This window comes from Mesotoga sp. BH458_6_3_2_1, from assembly GCF_003664995.1.
Classification (GTDB): Bacteria; Thermotogota; Thermotogae; order Petrotogales; family Kosmotogaceae; genus Mesotoga.
In genome coordinates this window covers 1-19488 of sequence record NZ_JFHL01000021.1, presented here as the reverse complement: position 1 = coordinate 19488, position 19488 = coordinate 1, and the positions used below count along the sequence as shown (strand labels likewise).

16 protein-coding genes are annotated in these 19488 nt (G+C 46.9%); 10 read left to right on the top strand and 6 right to left on the bottom strand.

The window, feature by feature from the left end:
• Positions 1–501 precede the first annotated feature (501 nt).
• Together Y697_RS10155 and Y697_RS10150 are read right to left on the bottom strand one after the other, a co-directional pair.
• The gene (locus Y697_RS10155; protein WP_121551512.1) at positions 502–1116 is read right to left on the bottom strand and encodes a carboxymuconolactone decarboxylase family protein; all 615 of its coding nucleotides are present in this window, start codon (positions 1114–1116) and stop codon (positions 502–504) included.
• A 136-nt stretch (positions 1117–1252) separates the two neighbouring features.
• Positions 1253–1450 (bottom strand): DUF6485 family protein, encoded by a 198-nt coding sequence (locus tag Y697_RS10150; RefSeq protein WP_039882561.1) that lies wholly within the window; start codon positions 1448–1450, stop codon positions 1253–1255.
• A 160-nt stretch (positions 1451–1610) separates the two neighbouring features.
• Here Y697_RS10150 and Y697_RS10145 point away from each other — a divergent pair, with 160 nt between their 5' ends.
• Together Y697_RS10145 and Y697_RS10140 are read left to right on the top strand one after the other, a co-directional pair.
• The gene (locus tag Y697_RS10145) at positions 1611–1934 is read left to right on the top strand and encodes a hypothetical protein (protein WP_121551511.1); all 324 of its coding nucleotides are present in this window, start codon (positions 1611–1613) and stop codon (positions 1932–1934) included.
• A 325-nt stretch (positions 1935–2259) separates the two neighbouring features.
• A complete protein-coding gene (locus Y697_RS10140; protein WP_121551510.1) occupies positions 2260–2472 on the top strand; it encodes a hypothetical protein in 213 nt (70 codons plus the stop codon).
• Between the two features lie 645 nt (positions 2473–3117).
• On the opposite strand, the gene Y697_RS10135 is transcribed toward Y697_RS10140, so the two are convergent.
• Positions 3118–3345 (bottom strand): HEPN domain-containing protein, encoded by a 228-nt coding sequence (locus Y697_RS10135; RefSeq protein WP_121551509.1) that lies wholly within the window; start codon positions 3343–3345, stop codon positions 3118–3120.
• Between the two features lie 163 nt (positions 3346–3508).
• Entirely contained in the window at positions 3509–3820 is a 312-nt protein-coding gene (locus Y697_RS10125; protein ID WP_121551507.1) for a nucleotidyltransferase domain-containing protein, read from the bottom strand.
• A 516-nt stretch (positions 3821–4336) separates the two neighbouring features.
• Between Y697_RS10125 and Y697_RS10120 the strand changes: the two genes are divergently transcribed.
• Positions 4337–4756: a Thrombospondin type 3 repeat protein gene (locus tag Y697_RS10120; protein ID WP_121551506.1), complete on the top strand. Its 420-nt coding sequence runs from the start codon at positions 4337–4339 to the stop codon at positions 4754–4756.
• A 328-nt stretch (positions 4757–5084) separates the two neighbouring features.
• Complete coding sequence (locus Y697_RS10115; protein WP_147433196.1) at positions 5085–5804, top strand: hypothetical protein; 720 nt, start codon at positions 5085–5087, stop codon at positions 5802–5804.
• Between the two features lie 559 nt (positions 5805–6363).
• On the opposite strand, the gene Y697_RS10110 is transcribed toward Y697_RS10115, so the two are convergent.
• Positions 6364–7023, bottom strand: coding sequence for a molybdopterin-dependent oxidoreductase (locus Y697_RS10110; RefSeq protein ID WP_121551504.1), 660 nt, complete (start codon positions 7021–7023; stop codon positions 6364–6366).
• Between the two features lie 1092 nt (positions 7024–8115).
• On the opposite strand from Y697_RS10110, the gene ltrA reads away from it, so the two are divergent.
• A complete protein-coding gene (gene ltrA, locus Y697_RS10105) occupies positions 8116–9291 on the top strand; it encodes a group II intron reverse transcriptase/maturase (RefSeq protein ID WP_259462489.1) in 1176 nt (391 codons plus the stop codon).
• Between the two features lie 722 nt (positions 9292–10013).
• The gene (locus tag Y697_RS10100; protein WP_121551503.1) at positions 10014–11183 is read left to right on the top strand and encodes an ABC transporter substrate-binding protein; all 1170 of its coding nucleotides are present in this window, start codon (positions 10014–10016) and stop codon (positions 11181–11183) included.
• A 700-nt stretch (positions 11184–11883) separates the two neighbouring features.
• Here the strand turns inward: Y697_RS10100 and Y697_RS10095 are convergent.
• Positions 11884–13158, bottom strand: a complete 1275-nt coding sequence (locus Y697_RS10095) for a hypothetical protein (RefSeq protein ID WP_121551502.1) — start codon at positions 13156–13158, stop codon at positions 11884–11886.
• A 793-nt stretch (positions 13159–13951) separates the two neighbouring features.
• On the opposite strand from Y697_RS10095, the gene Y697_RS10085 reads away from it, so the two are divergent.
• The 4 genes from Y697_RS10085 (at position 13952) to Y697_RS14995 (ending at position 19469) form a co-directional block, all read left to right on the top strand.
• Positions 13952–15760 (top strand): hypothetical protein, encoded by a 1809-nt coding sequence (locus Y697_RS10085; protein ID WP_121551500.1) that lies wholly within the window; start codon positions 13952–13954, stop codon positions 15758–15760.
• A gap of 932 nt (positions 15761–16692) precedes the next feature.
• Positions 16693–17073 carry a hypothetical protein gene (locus Y697_RS10080; RefSeq protein ID WP_121551499.1) on the top strand — a complete coding sequence of 127 codons (381 nt, stop codon included), beginning with the start codon at positions 16693–16695 and terminating at the stop codon, positions 17071–17073.
• Positions 17074–18325: 1252 nt separating this feature from the next.
• On the top strand, positions 18326–18979 hold the full coding sequence (locus Y697_RS15000) for a reverse transcriptase domain-containing protein (RefSeq protein WP_259462487.1): 654 nt from the start codon (positions 18326–18328) through the stop codon (positions 18977–18979).
• Positions 18945–19469: a group II intron maturase-specific domain-containing protein gene (locus tag Y697_RS14995; protein ID WP_259462486.1), complete on the top strand. Its 525-nt coding sequence runs from the start codon at positions 18945–18947 to the stop codon at positions 19467–19469. Before Y697_RS15000 ends, Y697_RS14995 begins: the two co-directional genes overlap by 35 nt.
• Positions 19470–19488 lie beyond the last annotated feature (19 nt).

Sequence of the window (19488 nt, the reverse complement as noted above, 5' to 3'; positions counted from 1 at the left end):
CCTGAGAGGGTTGTTCGATGTTCATTCCAGGTTGCTTCTATTAGTATGCCTATGGATCACAGACCAAACAACGTGAAGAGTGAATTTGTCGTTCAATTTCGAACAGGCCAACCTATTCTAAACGTTGTTCAAGGAGCACACTCCCCACCGCAAGCGGTCCCCCCCGCTCAAGCGGGGATTTAAGATCAAGAGCATTAAAAGCCGTCCTTAGTCTTTAATGAAGAGCAGTAGCAAGTTGAAAGCGCTGGAGTGAAGAAACGTAAAATGCCGTCATTCCGACAAAGCTCCTGGTCGGAATCTTGATGCTACTGCTTCATGGTTCTAACCAAGAACGAAGAACTAGTTTTTTATTCGGCGAACGGAGAACCATTCAACGGTGATCCTGTTTCACTCGCTCTTACCAACCCGCAACCACCAACCCCGAACCTCGTAATTTATGCTTGCAACTTACCACTGATCCTTTGATCTTCCTACCTGCTACCACCTACCCGCAACCACGGTCTAAACAGCAGCTTCCTGCGTCTGGAAGGCAATTATGGGCTTCTTGAAAAGACTTGCGAGCAAGGCATGGACGATCGCCACGGGGATGAAGAAGATGAAAGAGACGAGCATGCTGATTTCATACCATAGGCTGCTTCCCTCAACTTGCTTTCCCTTAAGACGGTTTACCAGTGCGCCCCACACTATTCCGAAGGTATTTCCCATCATGATTGTCCTAACGGCACCGAGTATTCCCTTGGCTTTCGATTCCCCATAGAAGGTCTTAAGAGAACTCCATGAATCCTCGGAAGGGTTTCCCGAAGAGTTTGCATATTCTCGCGAGAATAGGATGGCGGGAGCATCCTCCTGCGGGATCTCTTCAACGTCAGCCACAAAGAGCATCTGAATCTCTTCTTCCTTCATTCCCTCTTTCTCGGCGACCTTGTTGTGGAAGACCGAACAGACCTCGCACCCGTTTATTTCGGTTACGGTAAGCATGACCTTTTCTATCAACTCGGTGCTAAGTTCTTCTTTTCTCTTTGCACGGCTCATGTGTTTCATTGTTCTCATCGCATCGAAGAGAATCTGGTAAGACTCCTTTATCGTAAAGAAGCGCTTATAGAACTTCTGATTCAACTCTTCCTCCAGAAGAATCTCGATCCCGAATCGAGATTAGACAATTTATAATCATTCCATTTTATCATCTATTGCTATATCTCATTTGGAAGAGGATATCCATTCCACTTGTTGGAGATTTCAACATATCTGAATGCTATCTCTTGCTATTGACCTTTACAAAGTACTCAACGCTTCTGTCCCAGGTCTTCTCCTGTTCTTCAGTGAAGTAGCAGGCCGGGAGTTCTCCGTTTCTACGGTGATAAGCGATGCACTCGCAGCACTTTCCTTTTCTTGGACAGCCCGGATAGGTGCAATTGCAATTCTCAAGATTTCTGTCGACTTCACATTTCAAGATCAGTGCCTCCTTTTGTTCATGTCATCCCTGATTGTATCAGACGAGTTCTCCTCAAATGATTCTGCATATCCGGCTTTCCAAAAGACCTTTCTTTATTAATCTCTCTTTAATCGCGAATATTCTAATATCTAAATGTACAAGAAGGGGGTTAACCACTATGAGAAAGGCTATGTTGATTCTACTGTTCGTTTCAATGATATTTGGCTTGACCCTGGCAAATAATGGCAAGGGTCCCGGTGATGGCATCCCCGACAGGCAGGAGCCCGGGGCAGGATTTGGTTCTCCGGGAATAGGAAAGGGAGAAGGTCCCGGCGCTGGTAAAGTTGACTCTGGAGGCAGCACGACATTGCTGCTGGAAAACCTGGAGGCAGAAACGGAAAGTTCAGAGCCTTTGCTTGTCCGCTTAATGAACAGATTGGTCATGAAGATCCAGAACGCTTTCAAGAATATCTTTAGAGTTGGAAAGCCCGTATCCGATTGAGAGTACCACACTAGTACCCCTGTTTACCCCTAGTCCAGCCGCCGCTATTTTACTACCAGGTAAGCGGCGGCCTTTTCTATGGTTGGTATGCCTCCAAGCGCTTCGAATTGAATCAAGGAATGCAGTCAAATTGGTACGACTAACCTAACGCTGCCATTAAGATTCTTGCTTCAGATTCGAGCGAATAGATTAAAAGTCCGCCTCATCTTACGGAAAGCTCTGGTTGGAGAGAACTGGCAGGCAATTTGAATATGTAGGTCTTTAATAACTCCTTAATGAGGCAAGTAATAAAATCTAATCATTTGAATACAACGGGTGGATGAAAGTGAAACGAATTATCGCAATTGTGGTTTTCCTATTACTAGCTTTTGGAATCGTGCTTTCAATCAACGGTAGCGGTCCTGGCGACGGTGTGTCCGATGGCCCTGATGACGATGCGGGCTATGGAGCACCAGACAATTCCTTCAATGGGAATGGCCCCGGCTTAGGGAAACCAGCACTAGATGAAGATGAGATCTTTATTGCAGAGATTTCATAACAGGGAGCAGTTTTCTGAACCTTGAATCTTGAGGGGGGCCGAAGAAAGCCGGTCCCTTTAAACTTTCTATATGAGCGTTTTCGATCGACAGTTAATGCCTTTCGGAAATTCCAGTACTCTATCTTTGGAAAAGGAAGGAAACAGCGAATAAGAAGTCACAAATCACAAGGCATTCTAATTCTAGAGTCTGTAAGAATTATCTTAGGGCAATTCTCGCACTTGCAAATTGGAACTGAGAACTGTTCTAAGAGCCGTGGTTGGTGGTTGGTTGGAGCTAAAGGAAGAGAAGACAGCAATCACCCCGCGGAAGAATATCAACTTGTTTGAACCAACTCAATTTGCCATCCTAATGTGATCTTGATCAGGATCTAATCTTTGATCTTATAGGTGAACGGATTCATGATCTGGGACGGTCAACGGTGAACAGCTTCTCGCAGCGCTCAGAGGCTCTCAGGATCGAGATGCTGAAACAAGTTCAGCATGACGAATTATTACGCTTTCGGAACAAGCATTCGTTGTCATTACACGGAACCTGCCCTGAAGCCTGCCCCAAAATGCTCTTGTTTGGGGTCTCTGTTTAGGGCTCCTGTTTGGGGTCTCTGTTCAGGGTTATCCCGAACTTGATCCCGGATCTGGCCTCGATCACTACTCTGAACTCATAATCGAATCAGAAACCCATTCGAAAACGAACTTGGCTGATTCGAGAGCCATTTTGTATTCAGATTCGGTAATAGGTTCAACGATTCCGGGATATCGAGAAGAGACAGCATAGCCTGTAAGCTTAGCCGCTTCAAACACTTCTTCCGGAATTTGTATGCTGTCGGGTATATGCTGAATGAGAACGTTGATATTCTGGGTTCTCGGAAACTGAATTCCGCACTAAATCAGCAGTGCCTTGAGAGACTTCTCACAAGCCTGTTGTGCGAGAAAACACAGGGTACCCGGTAGAATCGCACCTTCCGGTTTTGTGGAAGCCAAAGAAAGGTCACTTTCAGGGTAACTGAGCCACGTTTTCGAAATACCACGATTCACTTCGTCAAGATGCATATAGCTCTATTCTTTCCTTCAGGGCACTATTGAAAACCATGAAGGGATTGTCTGCGTAATCCGCGATATCGCTCTCGGTAGCTACAATGAGGTCGAAAGGAGTTTTAACACCTTTGATTTCTCTGTACAGCATCTGTGCCGTTCTCCTGCGGCCTTCCCCATCCTTCACAATAACCAGGAGATCATAATCGCTCGTGACTGAACCCTCGCCCTTGGCGCGCGAGCCAAACAGCAGTACTCTTAAGGGAGACGCCAGCTGAACAATCTGATCCAGTAATAGATTAAGATCATTATCGGCCATATTGACACCTCCTCGACTCCACTAGATTATAGCAAAATGCTGTTTTCTCAATAACGAAGTCGAAAAACTAACAGAAGCATCGGGGATTCATGCTCGGCTTCGGCAGAAAGGAATAAATGTGGACTTTCCAAGAACGTCACATACTATCATCTGAACTTGATTAAGAATCGCTCTCTAGAACACGCTGGTCGCTACAGAGAGCCCTCCTTTGTCATTCATGAAGGAAGTTGCAAGTTGTCTGTTCCAAGTTGCAAGCTGAAGTTCCTAGGAAAAGAACGTCAAATTCCGTCATTCCGACAAAGCACCTGGTCGGAATCTTGATACTACTGCTTCACAGCTCTCCCCGGCGAACGGAGAACCGCTAAACGGTAAACCAGTTTCTCTTGCTCTTCGAACCTCTGACCACTGACCTCTAACCTCGGTTTTCTAAGCAAACTCTAAGGATTTACTAAGGAGTCTCTAAGAAATGGACCTTAGACTGGGAATGTACCTAAAATCAGATGGAGGTGATAGAAGATGAAGAAAGTAGTACTGATTACGATAGCGGTTCTTTTGATCGGCGGAATGACTTTGGCTGTTGGTTATGGTTCAAGGCAAATGAAGAGAGTTCAGGATGTGGCGGCATGTGAGACCTTCGTGGATGAAGACGGAGACGGAATCAACGATAACTGCCCCGTAGACGGTGAAAAGGTTTACATGAATAGAAGAGCACAGGCTGGTAATGAAGAGGCAACAAGAGCAATGCAGAGAGTTCAGGATCCCACAACCTGTGAGAACTTTGTGGACGCAAACGAAGACGGCATTAACGACAACTGCCCGAACGGCGGCGAAAGACTTATGGAAAACAAGAGCGCACAGGACGGAACAGGATACAGATACGGCGCCTCTGGCGAAAAAGGTCCCGGACGCGGTAAAGGCTTCGGAAAGACAAGATAACCCCATCCCCCAAAGATCTAGATAGGGCCCTATATGGGCCCTTTTTCTTGCAATCAAAATCTAATTCTTCAGAAGTGCTTTGTTCAAGATCCTTCCGCCCAGAAAATCATGCCTACAAGAACTTATCCGTCTCGAGCAGAGTTTCATTAGCATTCCGCTTTCGGAAGCATCTCGACAAGACTCTCCAGAAGAACGGAACAACTTGTTAAATGTATATAATCATTCTAACGATGACAAATTGGATCTTTCAGATTTGAGCAGGTAATTTCTGCCACCGTTTTGAAAATCAAAATAGAGAATCCCTTAGTGGAGGAGGATGAGCAGAGCTATGAGAAACAGATCTATGGACCTTAATTACAAATCGTTCACCAGAAACAGGCTTACGATGTTTGAGTACAGGAAGAAGCCGTTGCTCGATCAGCTGGAAAGAATCGAGAACGATATGGAAAGACTCATACCTCAGAACGACAGCGAGAAGCTGAGGAGGCCCGGTTGGGCAAGGACGTCAGAAAGAGATGTATCTCAGCTGCTAAGCAAGTTGAGCCAGTTCGATCAAAGAAGATATGCCGATCTCCAGGAAAGAATGAAAGAAACCGAAGAGAGACTAGATGCCGTTGAGATTGAAGAGGAAGACATCGAGCTGGAAGCGATCGCCGACGAAATCAAGCACTTCGAAGAATTCCAGAAAGAGTACATGGAGGAAGTAGAAAAGGCCAAAAAGAAATTCGAGGAAGAATGGGATCTAACAAATATCGAGCTGAAATACTCGGAAAATGACTATATCTATAAGGTGATGTCTAAACTTGAAGAGCTTCGCGGAAGGCAGACTGAAATAAACAAGGGCAAAGCGCTGCGGGAGCTCCGTAAGAAGAAGGAGGCCGAAGGCGTCCTCAAATTCGATGATAAAGAGGACAAGGATACTTACGTAAGACGGGTCGCACAGAGACCAGTCAGCTCCGTAGAGCCCCCGACTAAGCCGGAAACGGAAGAACCGCCCACAATAATGAGAAGAAGGGGCGGCGGAAGGATAAAGCGGGACGAAGAATAAGCCGCATAAACGACTCATTCTAGGAAGTTCAGGCCTTTATTTTCCGGAAAAACTTGCCTGTTTTGATTCTGGTGGTCATTTTTGTATAATAATCTTAAGGAATAGGTAATCGAGTTGATTTGTGTTGACTTTTTTCCATTTCGTATATGGGTGATTTGCAATGAAGCGCGCTGGAGTGAATATCACGATGGCTGCGCTTTTTTCTTTAGAGCGGTCAATGTGAGATCTGTTTTGGTTAAGAGGTTGCTTTATGTGGAAGATTCCCGAAGGTGAGTGAAAAATGAAGACGATTCACAAAAAATCGCATGTGTCGTTTCTAAAAGATGCGGCGTGAGTTCGATCTCCAACCTGCAATGCTTCTTAAATTGGCGATTTGCTGAAGTTCTTGTCTGATTGAACTTCATTTCCTGGCGAAAAATCCCCGAGAATCCTGTCTCAAAGAACGCATCCTTCTTCTCAGAGCACAGACTCGCGGGGAATGTAATATCACTCTTCCGGGTCTTCTGCTGTATTCAGTCAGCGTACAACACGATAGACCGCCTTAAGGTCAATTCCCGTTCTACCTGTCGAACATCGGTTTGTCCAGGCTTCCGTCTTTGCTGTATCCGAATTCTTCCCAGTAACCTCTATACTTATCGTCGTCTGACAGTTCGATCTCCTCGACCCAGCGCGCCCACTTGTAGCCCCATTTGTCTTCGGCGACCACAATGAAGGGAAAGCCCTGAGCCGGCGGCAGTTCGATGCCGTTCAGTTTGTCGGCCAGTATGATATTCCTTTCCCGAATGTAGTCGAGGGTCAGGCTTGTTGTGTAGCTGTCGGTAGACTTGAATATCACATTTGTCACTCTATCATCCGGGTCGGCCTTTTCGATCAAATCCATTAGCGGAATCCCTTCCCAGAGCATCTTCGCCGTCCACCCCTCCACACAATGCAGTGTTACTAGCTTTTCTACATGCTGAAGCTCCTGCAATTCCGAGTAGTTCATGAAATAAGGGGTTTCTGCAAGACCGCCAATCTTCAAGGCGTATTCTTCGATGTTTACGTACTGCACACCCTTTATCGAGTTCTCTCTGAAGGCGCTCAGGTCGTCCAGCTTGACGCCCTGGTATTCCCTCACGGTCACCACGTCTAAAGGTGCATCATTCATGCCGTTTGTGACTCCAAACACAATAATAACCACTGCGATAATTCCTATAAGAATCAGAATCGGTATCTTCAAAATCTTCTCTCCTTCGTATTTAGTATCGTTCTAAATTAGATAGTCTAGACAAGACCTTTGTTCAGAAGCAGGAAATTCCGCTAAAGAACTTTATGGTCAAACGGGTAGCAGCGATCGTCCAGCTTTGGAACTAAGAATACAGAGTATCTTCAAAACGTCCAGCGGTCAGCTGTTTTCATTCCTGCGAAGTGGCGCTGGCATCACGAAGTGTTACTGGCTCTGACAAGGGCAGAGGCTGCCCACCGAAAATGACTGTCTTCCTTCAACTTATAAGTTCATTTCTTGTAATTGTTTTAAAGCCCAGATCCCGGATCAAGTCCGGGATGACGGACTTAGGTTATTCGGAAAACATCACATTCCATGACAGCGTCCTGTAATTCTTAAAAACACAACAACCCGTCATTCTGAACTTGATTCAGAATCTAGCTCCTAAGAACCGCTGGACACTTGTAGGAAAAGCTGATGGCTGATCGCTGTGAAAAACCGTCCTTGGTCCTTCATGAAGGGCAGTTGCAAGTTGTGGTGTGCCAAGAAGGCGAAGAAGGGAACTTCTAGCCATGCTTAATCGAAGATGAGGGAGGGCCCCTCGAAGCCGCCATGCAGGTGGAGGCTTCAAACCACCGTAAGCTGCTGTGGTAAAGAGCCATGGTAGTGAACGTTACGGGAAAAGGCGGGACAGTGATCCCGTCAGGTGAGTACCAGAGGAGACGAATACAAGTGAACCACCGTGAACGTGTCGTAAGAACTACTAGTGTCATCTAAACCGGGGGGTGGAACTATCCCGGGATAAGTCTGGAGGAAACCTGCTTACTGTCCAGATGGTGACCGGCATATAGGTGGCGTGACCCTGGTACAGGCTTCGATTAGGAACTTGGGAACCTGGATCTGGATGTTAAGGGAAAAGCCGCAAGTGGAAGACCCACGAGGGTGAAAGTACCGATGCCAGATTCAGGGGCGGAACAGTCCGTAGTAGTGGAGAAACTCCTGTAATGGGAGTGGAGCGAAGGGACTGTGTTATCCAGTTTTGTAGGTTAGTCAACCAACTCTGTGCAGACAACCGAAAGGGAGGAACTGTGAACAGAGGGAAGGGAAGTGCTAACAGACAAAATGAGGTCGTATGAAATCCCCAAGAAAGTAGTACTGGAAGCATTCAAGAAAGTGAAAGAGAACAGAGGGGCAGAAGGAATAGACGAGGTAAGCCTGAAAGAGTTCGAAGCCGATCTGGACAACAATCTCTACAAGATTTGGAATCGAATGTCCTCAGGCAGTTACTTTCCACCTCCAGTAAAAGCTATAGAGATAGAAAAGAAGAGTGGAGGCAAGAGAGTACTGGGAATCCCCACAGTGGGGGACAGAGTAGCCCAGATGGTAGCCAAAATCTATCTAAATCCCCTGGTAGATCCACACTTCCATAAGGACTCCTACGGATACAGGGAGGGAAAGTCAGCGGTAGATGCCCTTGAAGTAACGAGGCAGAGATGCTGGCAGTATGACTGGGTACTGGAATTCGACATTAAAGGACTGTTCGACAACATAGACCATGAACTACTAATGAGGGCAGTCAAGAAACATGTGAAGATTCCATGGCTAATACTCTACATAGAGAGATGGCTGAAAGCACCCTTTATGCAAGCGAATGGAAGAGTCGAAGAGAGGAGCAAGGGAACGCCACAGGGAGGAGTAATAAGCCCTGTACTGGCTAACCTCTTCATGCATTACGCCTTCGACAAGTGGATGGAGAGAACTCATCCGGATAAGCCCTTTGCCAGATACGCAGATGATGGAGTGATACACTGTAGAACTCTGGAGGAAGCCCGGCTTTTTCTTGAAAGTCTCAAAGAAAGACTGGAAGAATGCAAACTAGAGCTTCATCCAGAGAAGACCCGTATTGTCTACTGCAAAGACGATAAAAGGAAGGACGAGTATCCAAATACAAGCTTTGACTTTCTAGGATACACCTTCAGAGTCCGTAGCTGCAAAGACAGAAACGGGAGAATCTTCTACAGCTTCACCCCTGCAGTGAGTGAACAGGCAAAGAAGGCGATGAGACAGAAGATCCGGAGAATGAGACTTCAAACCAAGTCATACCTGAGTATTGAAGAACTCTCAGAAAGAATCAACCCGGTAATAAGAGGGTGGATAAACTACTATGGACACTTTCGCAAATTTGAGGAGTATGTATACAGTACTGAGTCGGCTAAACAAAGCCTTAGTTCAGTGGGTAAGAAACAAGTACAAGAAAAGGAGAGGTCACACAAAAGCGAGTAAATGGCTAGAAGCTCTTGCTCGCAGGGAGCCTCATCTATTTGTACACTGGACAATGGGGATATTCTATATGGCTGGATAATGGGAGCCGGATGAATCGAGAGATTCAAGTCCGGTTCTGAGAGAGCCTGGGGGTGAAATCCCCCTGGGCTACTCACCTGTTCCAAGATGCAGGTCGTAAAGCGAAGAAACGTCAAATGCTGTCATTCCGACAAAGCTTTTGGTCGGAATCTGGATGCTCTTGCTTCATCGCTCTAACCAAGAATTAAGAACGAATTTTTCGCTTTTGAACGAATGACAAATTCTCCTCGGGGAACGGAGAACCATTCAACGGCGATCCCGTTTCACTCGCTCTTTCTAATCCGCAACTACCAACCCCGAACCTCGTCATTTATTCTTACAACTCACAACTTGCAACTTGGAACTGATCCATTGTTCTTTCCAACCACCGGCCACAGTCTTCAAAAGCCCAGATCCCGAAACAACTTCGGGATAACGGTGTAAGAAGATTCCGTAACTCTTTTAAGGTGTGAACAGCCCTTGCATTGAGAAGACTCGTCTCGTAGAAAAGATTCCTGGATAATTCTTGAAGACAATGAATTGAGTCGTGTCGACGATGTTCAGATGCGCATTAGTAGAGTACTCCTATAGGAAATGGTAGTATACTTCTTTTCAATAATACTTGCCGGGTACTGTAGAATTGCTGCAAAGGGGGGATTGAACTCATGAAAAGACATCTGATAATAGCCGTTTCACTATTTGTCGTTATTCTCTTAACAGCTGCCTCGGCGCAGGAACCTATAAAGATAGGCGTAGTGATGAATCTTACCGGCCACTGGGCCTCGATAGACACTCCCTGCACAAATGGAGTTAAACTGGCTGCATCCCAGATAAACGAGGCTGGGGGTGTTCTGGGGCGCGAGATTCATCTGGAGATTGTCGACACCATGGCCGATGAAGAAGAAACGAGAAGAGCGGTAGTTAGGCTCATAGAGGATAAGAAGGTATCCGTTTTGATAGGCTATTGCGATACTCACTGGGTTAATATTGCGGCTACTGTTGCCCGAGAATATGGAGTCCCTTTCGTTACGCCCGGAGCGACACATCCCAGGATTCCGGAGCGTTTCGGGGCCTGGCTGGCCTGCTTCGGAGACAATGCCCAGGCTTCGGCGATTGCAGAATATGTTGTGAGAGAGCTTGGACTGAAGAGAGGCGCCGTCTGGATCGACACGGCGGTGGATTTCAGTGTTGCTGTAACTGAGTATTTCATAGATGCACTTGAGCATTACGGAGGAGAGACAGTTTTTGAAGACTACTTTGAGGTAAGTATGAAGGATTTCTCCTCAATGGCCGTCCGTCTGAAGGGATATCAGGACAGGGGCGAGGTTGACTTCGTTTACGTCGGCGCCGTTCCTGACAACTGCGGTTTGATCGCCAAACAGCTTCGGGAGAGCGGGGTTACAATTCCAATTTTCGGAGAGGACGGCTTCGATACATCGCTCCTTGTAGAAATCGGAGGGGAAGCGGCCGAAGGCGTCGTCTTTGCGACTCACGTTTCACTCGAAGCCCCAGACGGAACTGTCCGGAAATTCGTGTCGGATTACGAATCAATGTTCGGAAAAATCCCCGAAAATGCCTTCGCAGCGCTGGGATATGATGCCCTCAGATTGGTCTCAAAGGCAATCGAACTCGCCGGGAGCGATTCTCCAGCAAAAATCCCTGAAGGCTTGGCGCAAATTGAGGATTTCGAGGGTGTCTCCGGAATAATAAGCTATAACGACGGAAGCAAGATTCCCGATAAATCAGTGTCGATTATCCAGGTTGAGAACGGAGAGTTCAGAACGGTGAAGCAAATGATCCCCGAGTACCTTCCCGATCCGGCTATTGCAGAATAGACAGAAGAGCTTTTTGCTGCAAGTCTTGGCCTGTAAATGCCAGTTCTACTCCTCTGGTGAAGACTTGCCTTTCGCTGGCCGTTGCAAAGACCCGGTAACGCTTCATAAAATACGCTCAACGCCGGTAAGACAAAGGATCTTTTGCACGTCAACGGTCCGCCATAATCCGAGAATAATGGTTGCAAGAAGGCAAAATCTTGCAACTAGTTCTTTAATTTGCAAACGCGCTACAAGCAACCCCAATGTTCAAAATCCCAGATTCCGTAACAAGTTCGTGATGACCCTGAACAGGAGACCCCAAACAAGAGCCCTGAACAGAGACCCCAAACAGGATCATTTTGGGGCAGGCTTCAGGGCAAGCTTAGTGGGATTATTACTAACGGTTATTGCGAAAAGGCAAGATTTCGTCATTCCGACAAAGCTCCTGGTCGGAATCTTGATGCTACTGCTTCATTGCTCTAACCAAGAACGAAGAACCTGGACGCGGAGAGTCGGAACGAAGAACTGCTCTTCGCTCTGGAACGAGCAAAAGGTTTTTTATTCGGAGAACGGATAACCATTCAACGGTGATCCTGTTTCACTCGCTCTTACCAACCCGCAACCACCAACCCCGAACCTCGTCATTTATTCTTGCAACTTGGAACTGACATTTTGCTTTTTCCAACCCCCTACCCGCTACCCTCCGGCCACGGCCTTCCCTTCATTCCCATGAGGAGTATTTCTCAGGCACAGACTTTTTTATTCTGTTCGAAAGATCAAGGTTTTCACTATAATAGGGAGCCCAGTTTCCAAGCGCGGCCAGATGGGCTTTGTTGAGCAACATGCTAATGACCGGCACATTATGTATTACGGAGTCGGCTTTTACCAAAGTGAACTGCACCGGATTGTTCAAAATGCTTACCGCTCCCTCGACTATCGAGCTCGTCCATTCGCTTCCAACATCTGAAGAGTTGAAATCGGTCAGAAAGTCGTAAGGGGAGACCAGTGAAAAGCGCTCATCCATATCGCGGGAAGCGCCTTCTTTTTCTCGACAGGCAGCCAGGACGGTTCTTACGTTGGCCAGGGTATTCATGTCATTTATAAAGCTTCCGGCATGACAGGAACCCAGAAGTAAGTTGAACTCAGTCAACGGATAGCTGTTGAAGACTGTGCTGAACTGCCATGCGAAGTGCCAGACGCCTCCGAGTCTTACCGCATCCGTGTCTCCGTGGGCGATGATGTAAACAGTCACTATCTCTTTTTGAAGGGCGTAGGAATTTATGCTGGTCAGGATATTTGCCGAGCCCTCCCCCAAAATGCCCTGCACTTCAACCATTCCTTCAGGCATTGCATCCCTGTATGCCAGGGCCAGATTCAAGAACTGAGTATATGTCTGAATCGAATCCGCGTAAAGAGATTCCGAGGGCAGCAAACCCTGAACGACAATGATCGCCTCTCCCTCGCCCCAGTCGGGGATGATTTTGTCGATCACCGGATTCTTCAAGACACCGGACGGCTCCTTCAGAACAGCATTCCAGTCGACAAGCCTTTCTTTTGGGGGAATGGGCAGTTTCAGCTCATCCGGGACGACTTCATCTACCCTGGGCAGCCATTTCCCTGAGATAATCCTTTCCTGCCCGCTCTCTCCCACTACTATCGCCTTGACGGGATGAGCAAAGAACGAGCCGGGATCAAGATCAAGAAGAAAGAGGTATGAAGGCTCACTTACCGTGATTGTATTGTCCATTGAAGGCGTGCCATCCAGACCTCCGTCGACAATAGAACCCGGGTTTTCAAGGTCGATTTTTGATCCCGATGTCAGCTTTGTGGAAAAGAAAGAGCAGATGTACTCTGAGTCTTGAGGAATCTCACCCGGCAGAATGCCTTTGACGATTTCTATCGCCGCTTGCAGATCCTTCGGAAGTTTCGGAAGACAACCGGGAAGAATCAGGAGCAGCAACGCGACAGCAAAAGCTGCGATTAGAGCCTTGCGCACAAAAACACCCCCATTGAGTCCCTGCCATGCAGAAGACCAAAAAGTAAGTTGAGTGGATCCTGTCGGTGAAAGAGCAAAGCAACTAGATATCAAACGAATGTATCACATACGATAGGAAAATCATCACATTTGAGGGAGTATGGTCTTCTCGCACATGCGTCAAAAGGAACGCGGATCTTCTTGGCTTATCTATTCTTGGCCGATCCTTTCGATCGGTAACAAATCTTCCGCGAAGATAACTGCAGAAGCCCGTCATGAACTTGTTTCAGCATATCGGTCTCGAGAGGCGCTAGACGCATTATGAGTGACGCTGAGCGCTGTGAATAGATGTCTTTGGTCCTTCATGAAGGGCAGTTACAAGTCGCTTGTTCCAAGTTGCAGGTTAATGACCCGAAAGCAAAAACACCACAGCCCGTCATGCTGAACTTGTTTCAGCATCTTGGTCTTGAGAGGCGCTGAGCGCTGAAAGATCAGTTGCAAGTTCTCAGCTGCAAGTTGCATGCTGAAGTCCCGAGGAAAAACGTCAAATGCCGTCATTCCGACAAAGCTCCTGGTTGGAATCTTGATGCTGCTGCTTCATTGCCTAACTAAGAACGAAGAACTTGGACGCGAAGCGTCGGAAAGAAGAACTGGTCTTTTTGGGGACGGGTCTTCACAGCGTGCAGCTGACTCAAAGAACGAAGACAGGTTTTTGGGGTTTATTTGTATAAAGTGTAAGATTGAATCGGGAAAGCTATGCGAAGTAAACCAAATACCGTTATTCAATACCATCATATAAAAGGGAGGAAAAGAAATGTTCAAGAAGATCCTTGTGTTTCTTTCTCTATTCACCTTGATAGCGCTCGGCGGTTGCTCTCTATTCAGAGCTATCAAGATTGAGATTCCCGATCAGCAGGTGACAGAGGGTGAAGAGCTGGTTGTTGACCTCAATCAGTTCGTATTATCATCTGTCTCCGACGGGATATCATTCTTAGTAAGCAGCGGACCTGGGAGAATCGACGGAAAGAGTTATATATTTACATCTCTGCCCGGTGACGGCGAAAACAGCCCTTTCAAAGTGAGAGTGAGCGTAAGGGATGAAGGCAAGAGTGGAGTGGCGGAGTTCCGGATCAACGTAAGTCCCATTCCGGAAGGTGAAAAGGCCGAGATCAAGTTATCTGGGGAGACTGCCGAAGAGTCTGAAGAGATTATTGACGACTTCGTGAAGAGAAATCCTGAGAATCCCGAAGGTCACGCCATTCGTGGAGCTATGAAGGCAATTCCGCAATTACTGAAGCTTCTGGACATATACAATTCGCAGATTGGTTCTCTTGACATTGCAGGAACATTTGATCGAAGCGAAATGCTGTCTGGTTTCGAAGAACTTGTTTCGAATCCTGATCAAGTTGTTCAAAGCATTTCAACAGATATGCGCGCAAGACTGCTGAATATGAAGCTGAGATCGTTGTTGATTCTCAGAAATCCGGAGCTTCTGGTAAATTTCCTTGCTTCAAGCAGCTCCGTAGCAGAGAATTCCGGTTATTCAACTTGCGGGGAGATCGGCGATTTTCAGGATGAGATGGAGGAGTATGCGGACAGCCTTCAGGAAGTCTGGGACGATATCTCCTATTTGAGTGGAGAGATGAATATTGTTGTGGAAGTATTTCTCAATGAGTTCGACTGGGACGAAGATGGAGCTGTCGAAAGCGACAGAGAGCTCGTGCTAGAAGTAGTGAGCAAGGAGGATTCTATAACGTACACAGAAAGTTTGCGTTTGTATACGGATATTCTTTTCCTGGAGAAAGAGCCAAAGGGAGATCACATAGTCTCGATCGAGGTTGATCCCGATGGCGGAGATGCGGTGTTCGATCTAGATTTCTGGTTCATGATCTCACAGGGACTGGAAATAGAGTACGCTCCCGGATTCGATGAGAACGATTATCTTGTAATCGATGAAGGAGAAATAGCGATTTTGAAAATGCTGGTAGGCAGTGCCCTTTCAAGTGCCAGAGCATTCACCGTTTATGATCTTGAACCATCAGAGGCTTTCATGGAGTATGTCGAAGACGCCGACGATGATGAGATCGACCCTCCGGAGATCGACACAAATAGTGACGGAAATATTGACGCGTCAGAAGTAAAAGCATTTATTGGCACATCCTTCTTGACATTTAGGAACCCCTCCAAAAGTCCTCTTTGGCTGAGTTCAATAAGGGATATCGCTTTGGAGGCACCTGAAACTACTATGCTTCTGGCAGAGGATCTCCTGAAGGACACGCAGACCGAAGACAATAAACATAACCTGACTTCACAGTGGTACATCCCGTTCGATCAGGACGCTTACGATGCCCTGGCAGAAAGTTCGAGCGAACAGGAGGAACTTCTGGACTACATAAGGCCGAACGGAGAAGATCTCGATACTGAGATGCCGGTTGATGAAGATGAAAAGACTATTATCCTTAGACTCTACAACATCTTCGACCACCCAGAACGTTTTTCAGATCTCTTAAGCTACTTCCCCATCCTCATAAACTATGAGATGCTCGAGGGAATTGAATTCCCTGATCCGACATTTGGTGGCGTCGTAGTTAACCTTCCGAAGTCGATCTCGCCGGATAATTGAGTTCGGACTCAATCGAGATGAATTGTGGGGCAACGAGTTGTAGACAACTGTTCGTTGCCCCATTTGTTAGAAGTAATCGAAGTATGATACTGCTGGTGAAGTTTCCAAAGAGTTATGGGTTTTCATACATGAACGTTCCGAAACAGCGAAAAAACGATCTGTATACTGCACAGTAAGTTACTGACCAGTATACTAATTTGAAGAAACACTCGCAAACGCTAATATAAAGCGAGATACAAGTGGTTCAGGACTGCCGATTTCATGTACTTGATTAGGTAAAAGAGTCTCGGCACGAACAGAAATGGGTGACTCGCCGCATAAAATCTCACCGGTTGTCGATGCGCTTTTTTACTTTATTTCCCGGAGGACGGAGAACCAGTTCTTTTGTTCTTCCAACCCCCTACCCGCTACCCCCGGCCACGGTCTTCAAAAACCGAGATCCCGTGCACAAGCATCACGGGATGACCCTGAATAGTAGTCCAAAAAAGAAATCGCAAACAGAAGCCCTGAACAGAGACCCCAAACAGGATCATTTTGGGGCAGGCTTCAGGGCAGGCTCATTGGGGCAAGCTAATCAGGGCAAGCTAATGAGGGCAAGCTTAGTGGGATGACTACTAACGGTTATTGCGAAAAGGTCAGATTCCGTCATTCCGACAAAGCTCCTGGTCGGAATCTTGATGCTACTGCTTCATTGCTCTAACCAAGAACGAAGAACCTGGACGCGAAGCGTCGGAACGGAAAACTAGTTTTTTATTCGGAGGACGGAGAACCAGTTCTTTTGTTCTTCCAACCCCCAACTCGCTACCAGAAACCCGGGTCTATTCCTTCCCCTACCAAATCGATATCACTGTAAAACTCCGTTGCTCTCGCTTTTTTCTTTCGCTCCCTTAGTGCTAATATTGGCATGAATATGAGTCGAAGGAGTTGAGAGGATGAGGATAGCGAAATCGCGTTCATGGGAGGCTTTCAGGACTGGAAGGGAACATGGAGTATGGGGTTGCAACAGAAAGAGATACGGCAACTGGAAGCCCGGTGAGAGACTGCTCTTCTTCATCGAAAACAACGGCGTTGCAATTTGTGAGATAACTGGCGAGCAGTTTCAGTCTGACGAAATCATCTGGGAAGACAACCTCTTTCCCAACAGAATAAAGTTTAGCTGCTCGAATGTTCTGGAGGGAAAGAGTGGAGCCGAGCTTCAGGCTTCGATCAAGAAGATTCTGAAGGAAGGTTACGGTCCCACCTACGGGACACTCATTCTTTTCGGTACGAAGATACCCGAAGAGCTTGAGAAAGAGATAGAAAGGCTAATATAGATGTTTCAAGAAAAAAACATACAGACCTTCTGTGGGAGCGGCAGAAGGTTTTTTCGATTCATAATGAATCTGGAAGTCTCTTCGAACTCAAAATCTATGAATCTGAAGGTGCGCATACTTTGTTCTGAATGTGAGGTACGTTCTCGATGTGCTCAACACACCCCGTCGACGATGGAGCCGCCCCCACTCTCGAGAGTTCATCATTACCCACATGATCTTCTCTGGAGCTCAATCATCTTGTTCCTCAATTCCAGAATCAGCTAGAATTCTTCGTTTCTTCAGTCTCGCCATCTCACTTATTCTCTCTCGCTTTTTAACCAAGAACGAAGAACCCGGACGCGTAGCATCGGAACTAAAAGCCGCTTTTCTCTCTTTTACGAGGGTCCTGTTTACGGCTCCTAAATGTGATCTCATCACGTCGGTATTGCGCACGCCCCGTACGTATAGAGGTGACAGGAATGAAGTTAGAGGTTAGAAAGGCAGCAAGATCAATTGCTCTTCTTATCTCTTCACTTTGGCTTCTTACGTCTTTTTTGCCTCCTGCGAAGCAGCATCACTTCCTCGCGCAGCGAGCCTCACTTCCCCGGATGCTACTCCGGGCATCACTTCCTGGGATGTTCTTCCCAGCATCACTTCTGCTCTTACCAGACCCTAGACCCGACAACCCCAGACCCGGCTCTTCCTGGCTCTTGATCTTAAATCCCCGCTTGAGCGGGGGGGACCGCTTGCGGTGGGGAGTGTGCACGTCCAGCTAAGGCAAGAATGTTCAGTGGGGAAAAAGGCCCACCGGGGAAGAAGTCAGAGCCCCGTAGCTTGGATAGCAGTGGTAAAGGTAACTGAACCACTGAAGTCTATTGACAAAGCCATATTAAGTATGGTGAGCGAGTGGTCAGGCCATAACGAAAGTGAACGCACGAGTAGCCTCGAGACTACAGTTCCGGAAGTCGAGCCCTTGCACTCCGGGCGAAGACAGCAGATATGAGTGAAGACTGACTGAAACGCGAGTATCTTCCGGCGGGGTGCTAGCGATGGCATGATCACAAGGACATTCTATGCAACTGGAGAAGCCCTACTGGTACCTGGGAGAAATCCCTTGAACGAGGTAGGTCATATAACCGGAATGGGAAATTGACCGAAAGACCAGAGGGTGGCGGATGGGTTCGTACTAGCAATGACGGAGGGTAACTCCTCCCGAGTAAAGGAGCCCTACTGTATGTAACTCTTGTTACCAAGAAAGGAGGCAGGAATCGGAATGAGAAAAGGATTCATACCCCTGCAGGAAGTGAGGAACAAGATATACCTCAAGGCGAAGGCCGAACCAGAATGGAGATTCTGGGGACTATACACCCATATCTGTAAGGTAGAAACACTGGAAAAGGCCTACTACATGGCCAGAAAGAACAACGGATCTCCCGGGGTGGATGGAGTAAGCTTTCATGACATCGAGGAAATAGGTGTAAGGAACTATATCCTCGAACTACTTCAGGAATTGCTCAAGGGAGAGTACGAACCATTGGAATACAGAAGCCTATCCATACCTAAGGCCAACGGTAAAGAGAGAATACTGAAGATACCGACCATAAGGGACAGGATAGTACAGGGAGCAATGAAGCTTATCCTCGAACCAATATTCGAAACGGACTTCCAGGAGGGATCGTTTGGATTCAGACCGGGAAGAAGCGCGCATGATGCAATAGAAAGAGTGGACAAGGAACTGTTCAAAGGAAAGACAATTGTGATAGACCTTGACCTCAAAGGCTTCTTCGACAATGTCAAACACTATATACTCTTTGAGAAAGTAGCGAAGAGAATAGACGATCCAGAGATAATGCATCTACTGAAACTCATATGCAAGATATGCAGACGACCTTGTGGTCCTTGTCTATCCCGGAGAGTGGGTAGATAAAGTCAACAGGAGACTACTGGAAGAATTCGAGAAGATAGAGGTTCAGCTCAATGAAGAAAAGAGCAAGATAGTCAACATGGAGAAGGGTAGCTTCCAATTCCTTGGATTTGAATTCCGGATGGTGAAGGCCAAGAATGGAAAACGTAGACCTGACTACAAACCAAACAAGAAGGCTAGAAAGGCATTACTGGAAAAGCTGAAGTACCAGTTCCACATTTATCGCTCCAACTCCTTAGAAAGACTGGTGGAAGCGATAAACTCAATATTGAGGGGCTGGGTAAACTACTTCAGGATAGGTAATTCAAAGAAAGTCTTCAGTTTCATAAGAGACTGGGTGAACAGGAAACTCAGAAGACACATGATGAGGAAGAAACAGAAGAAAGGCTTCGGCTGGAAGAGGTGGAGTAAGGAGGAGTTACTCAAGATCACTGGAATCTACAATGATTACAGGCTAAGATATCTCCGACAGAAAGCACTCCCGGCACGATAGGTCAAATAAGCCTTGAGAT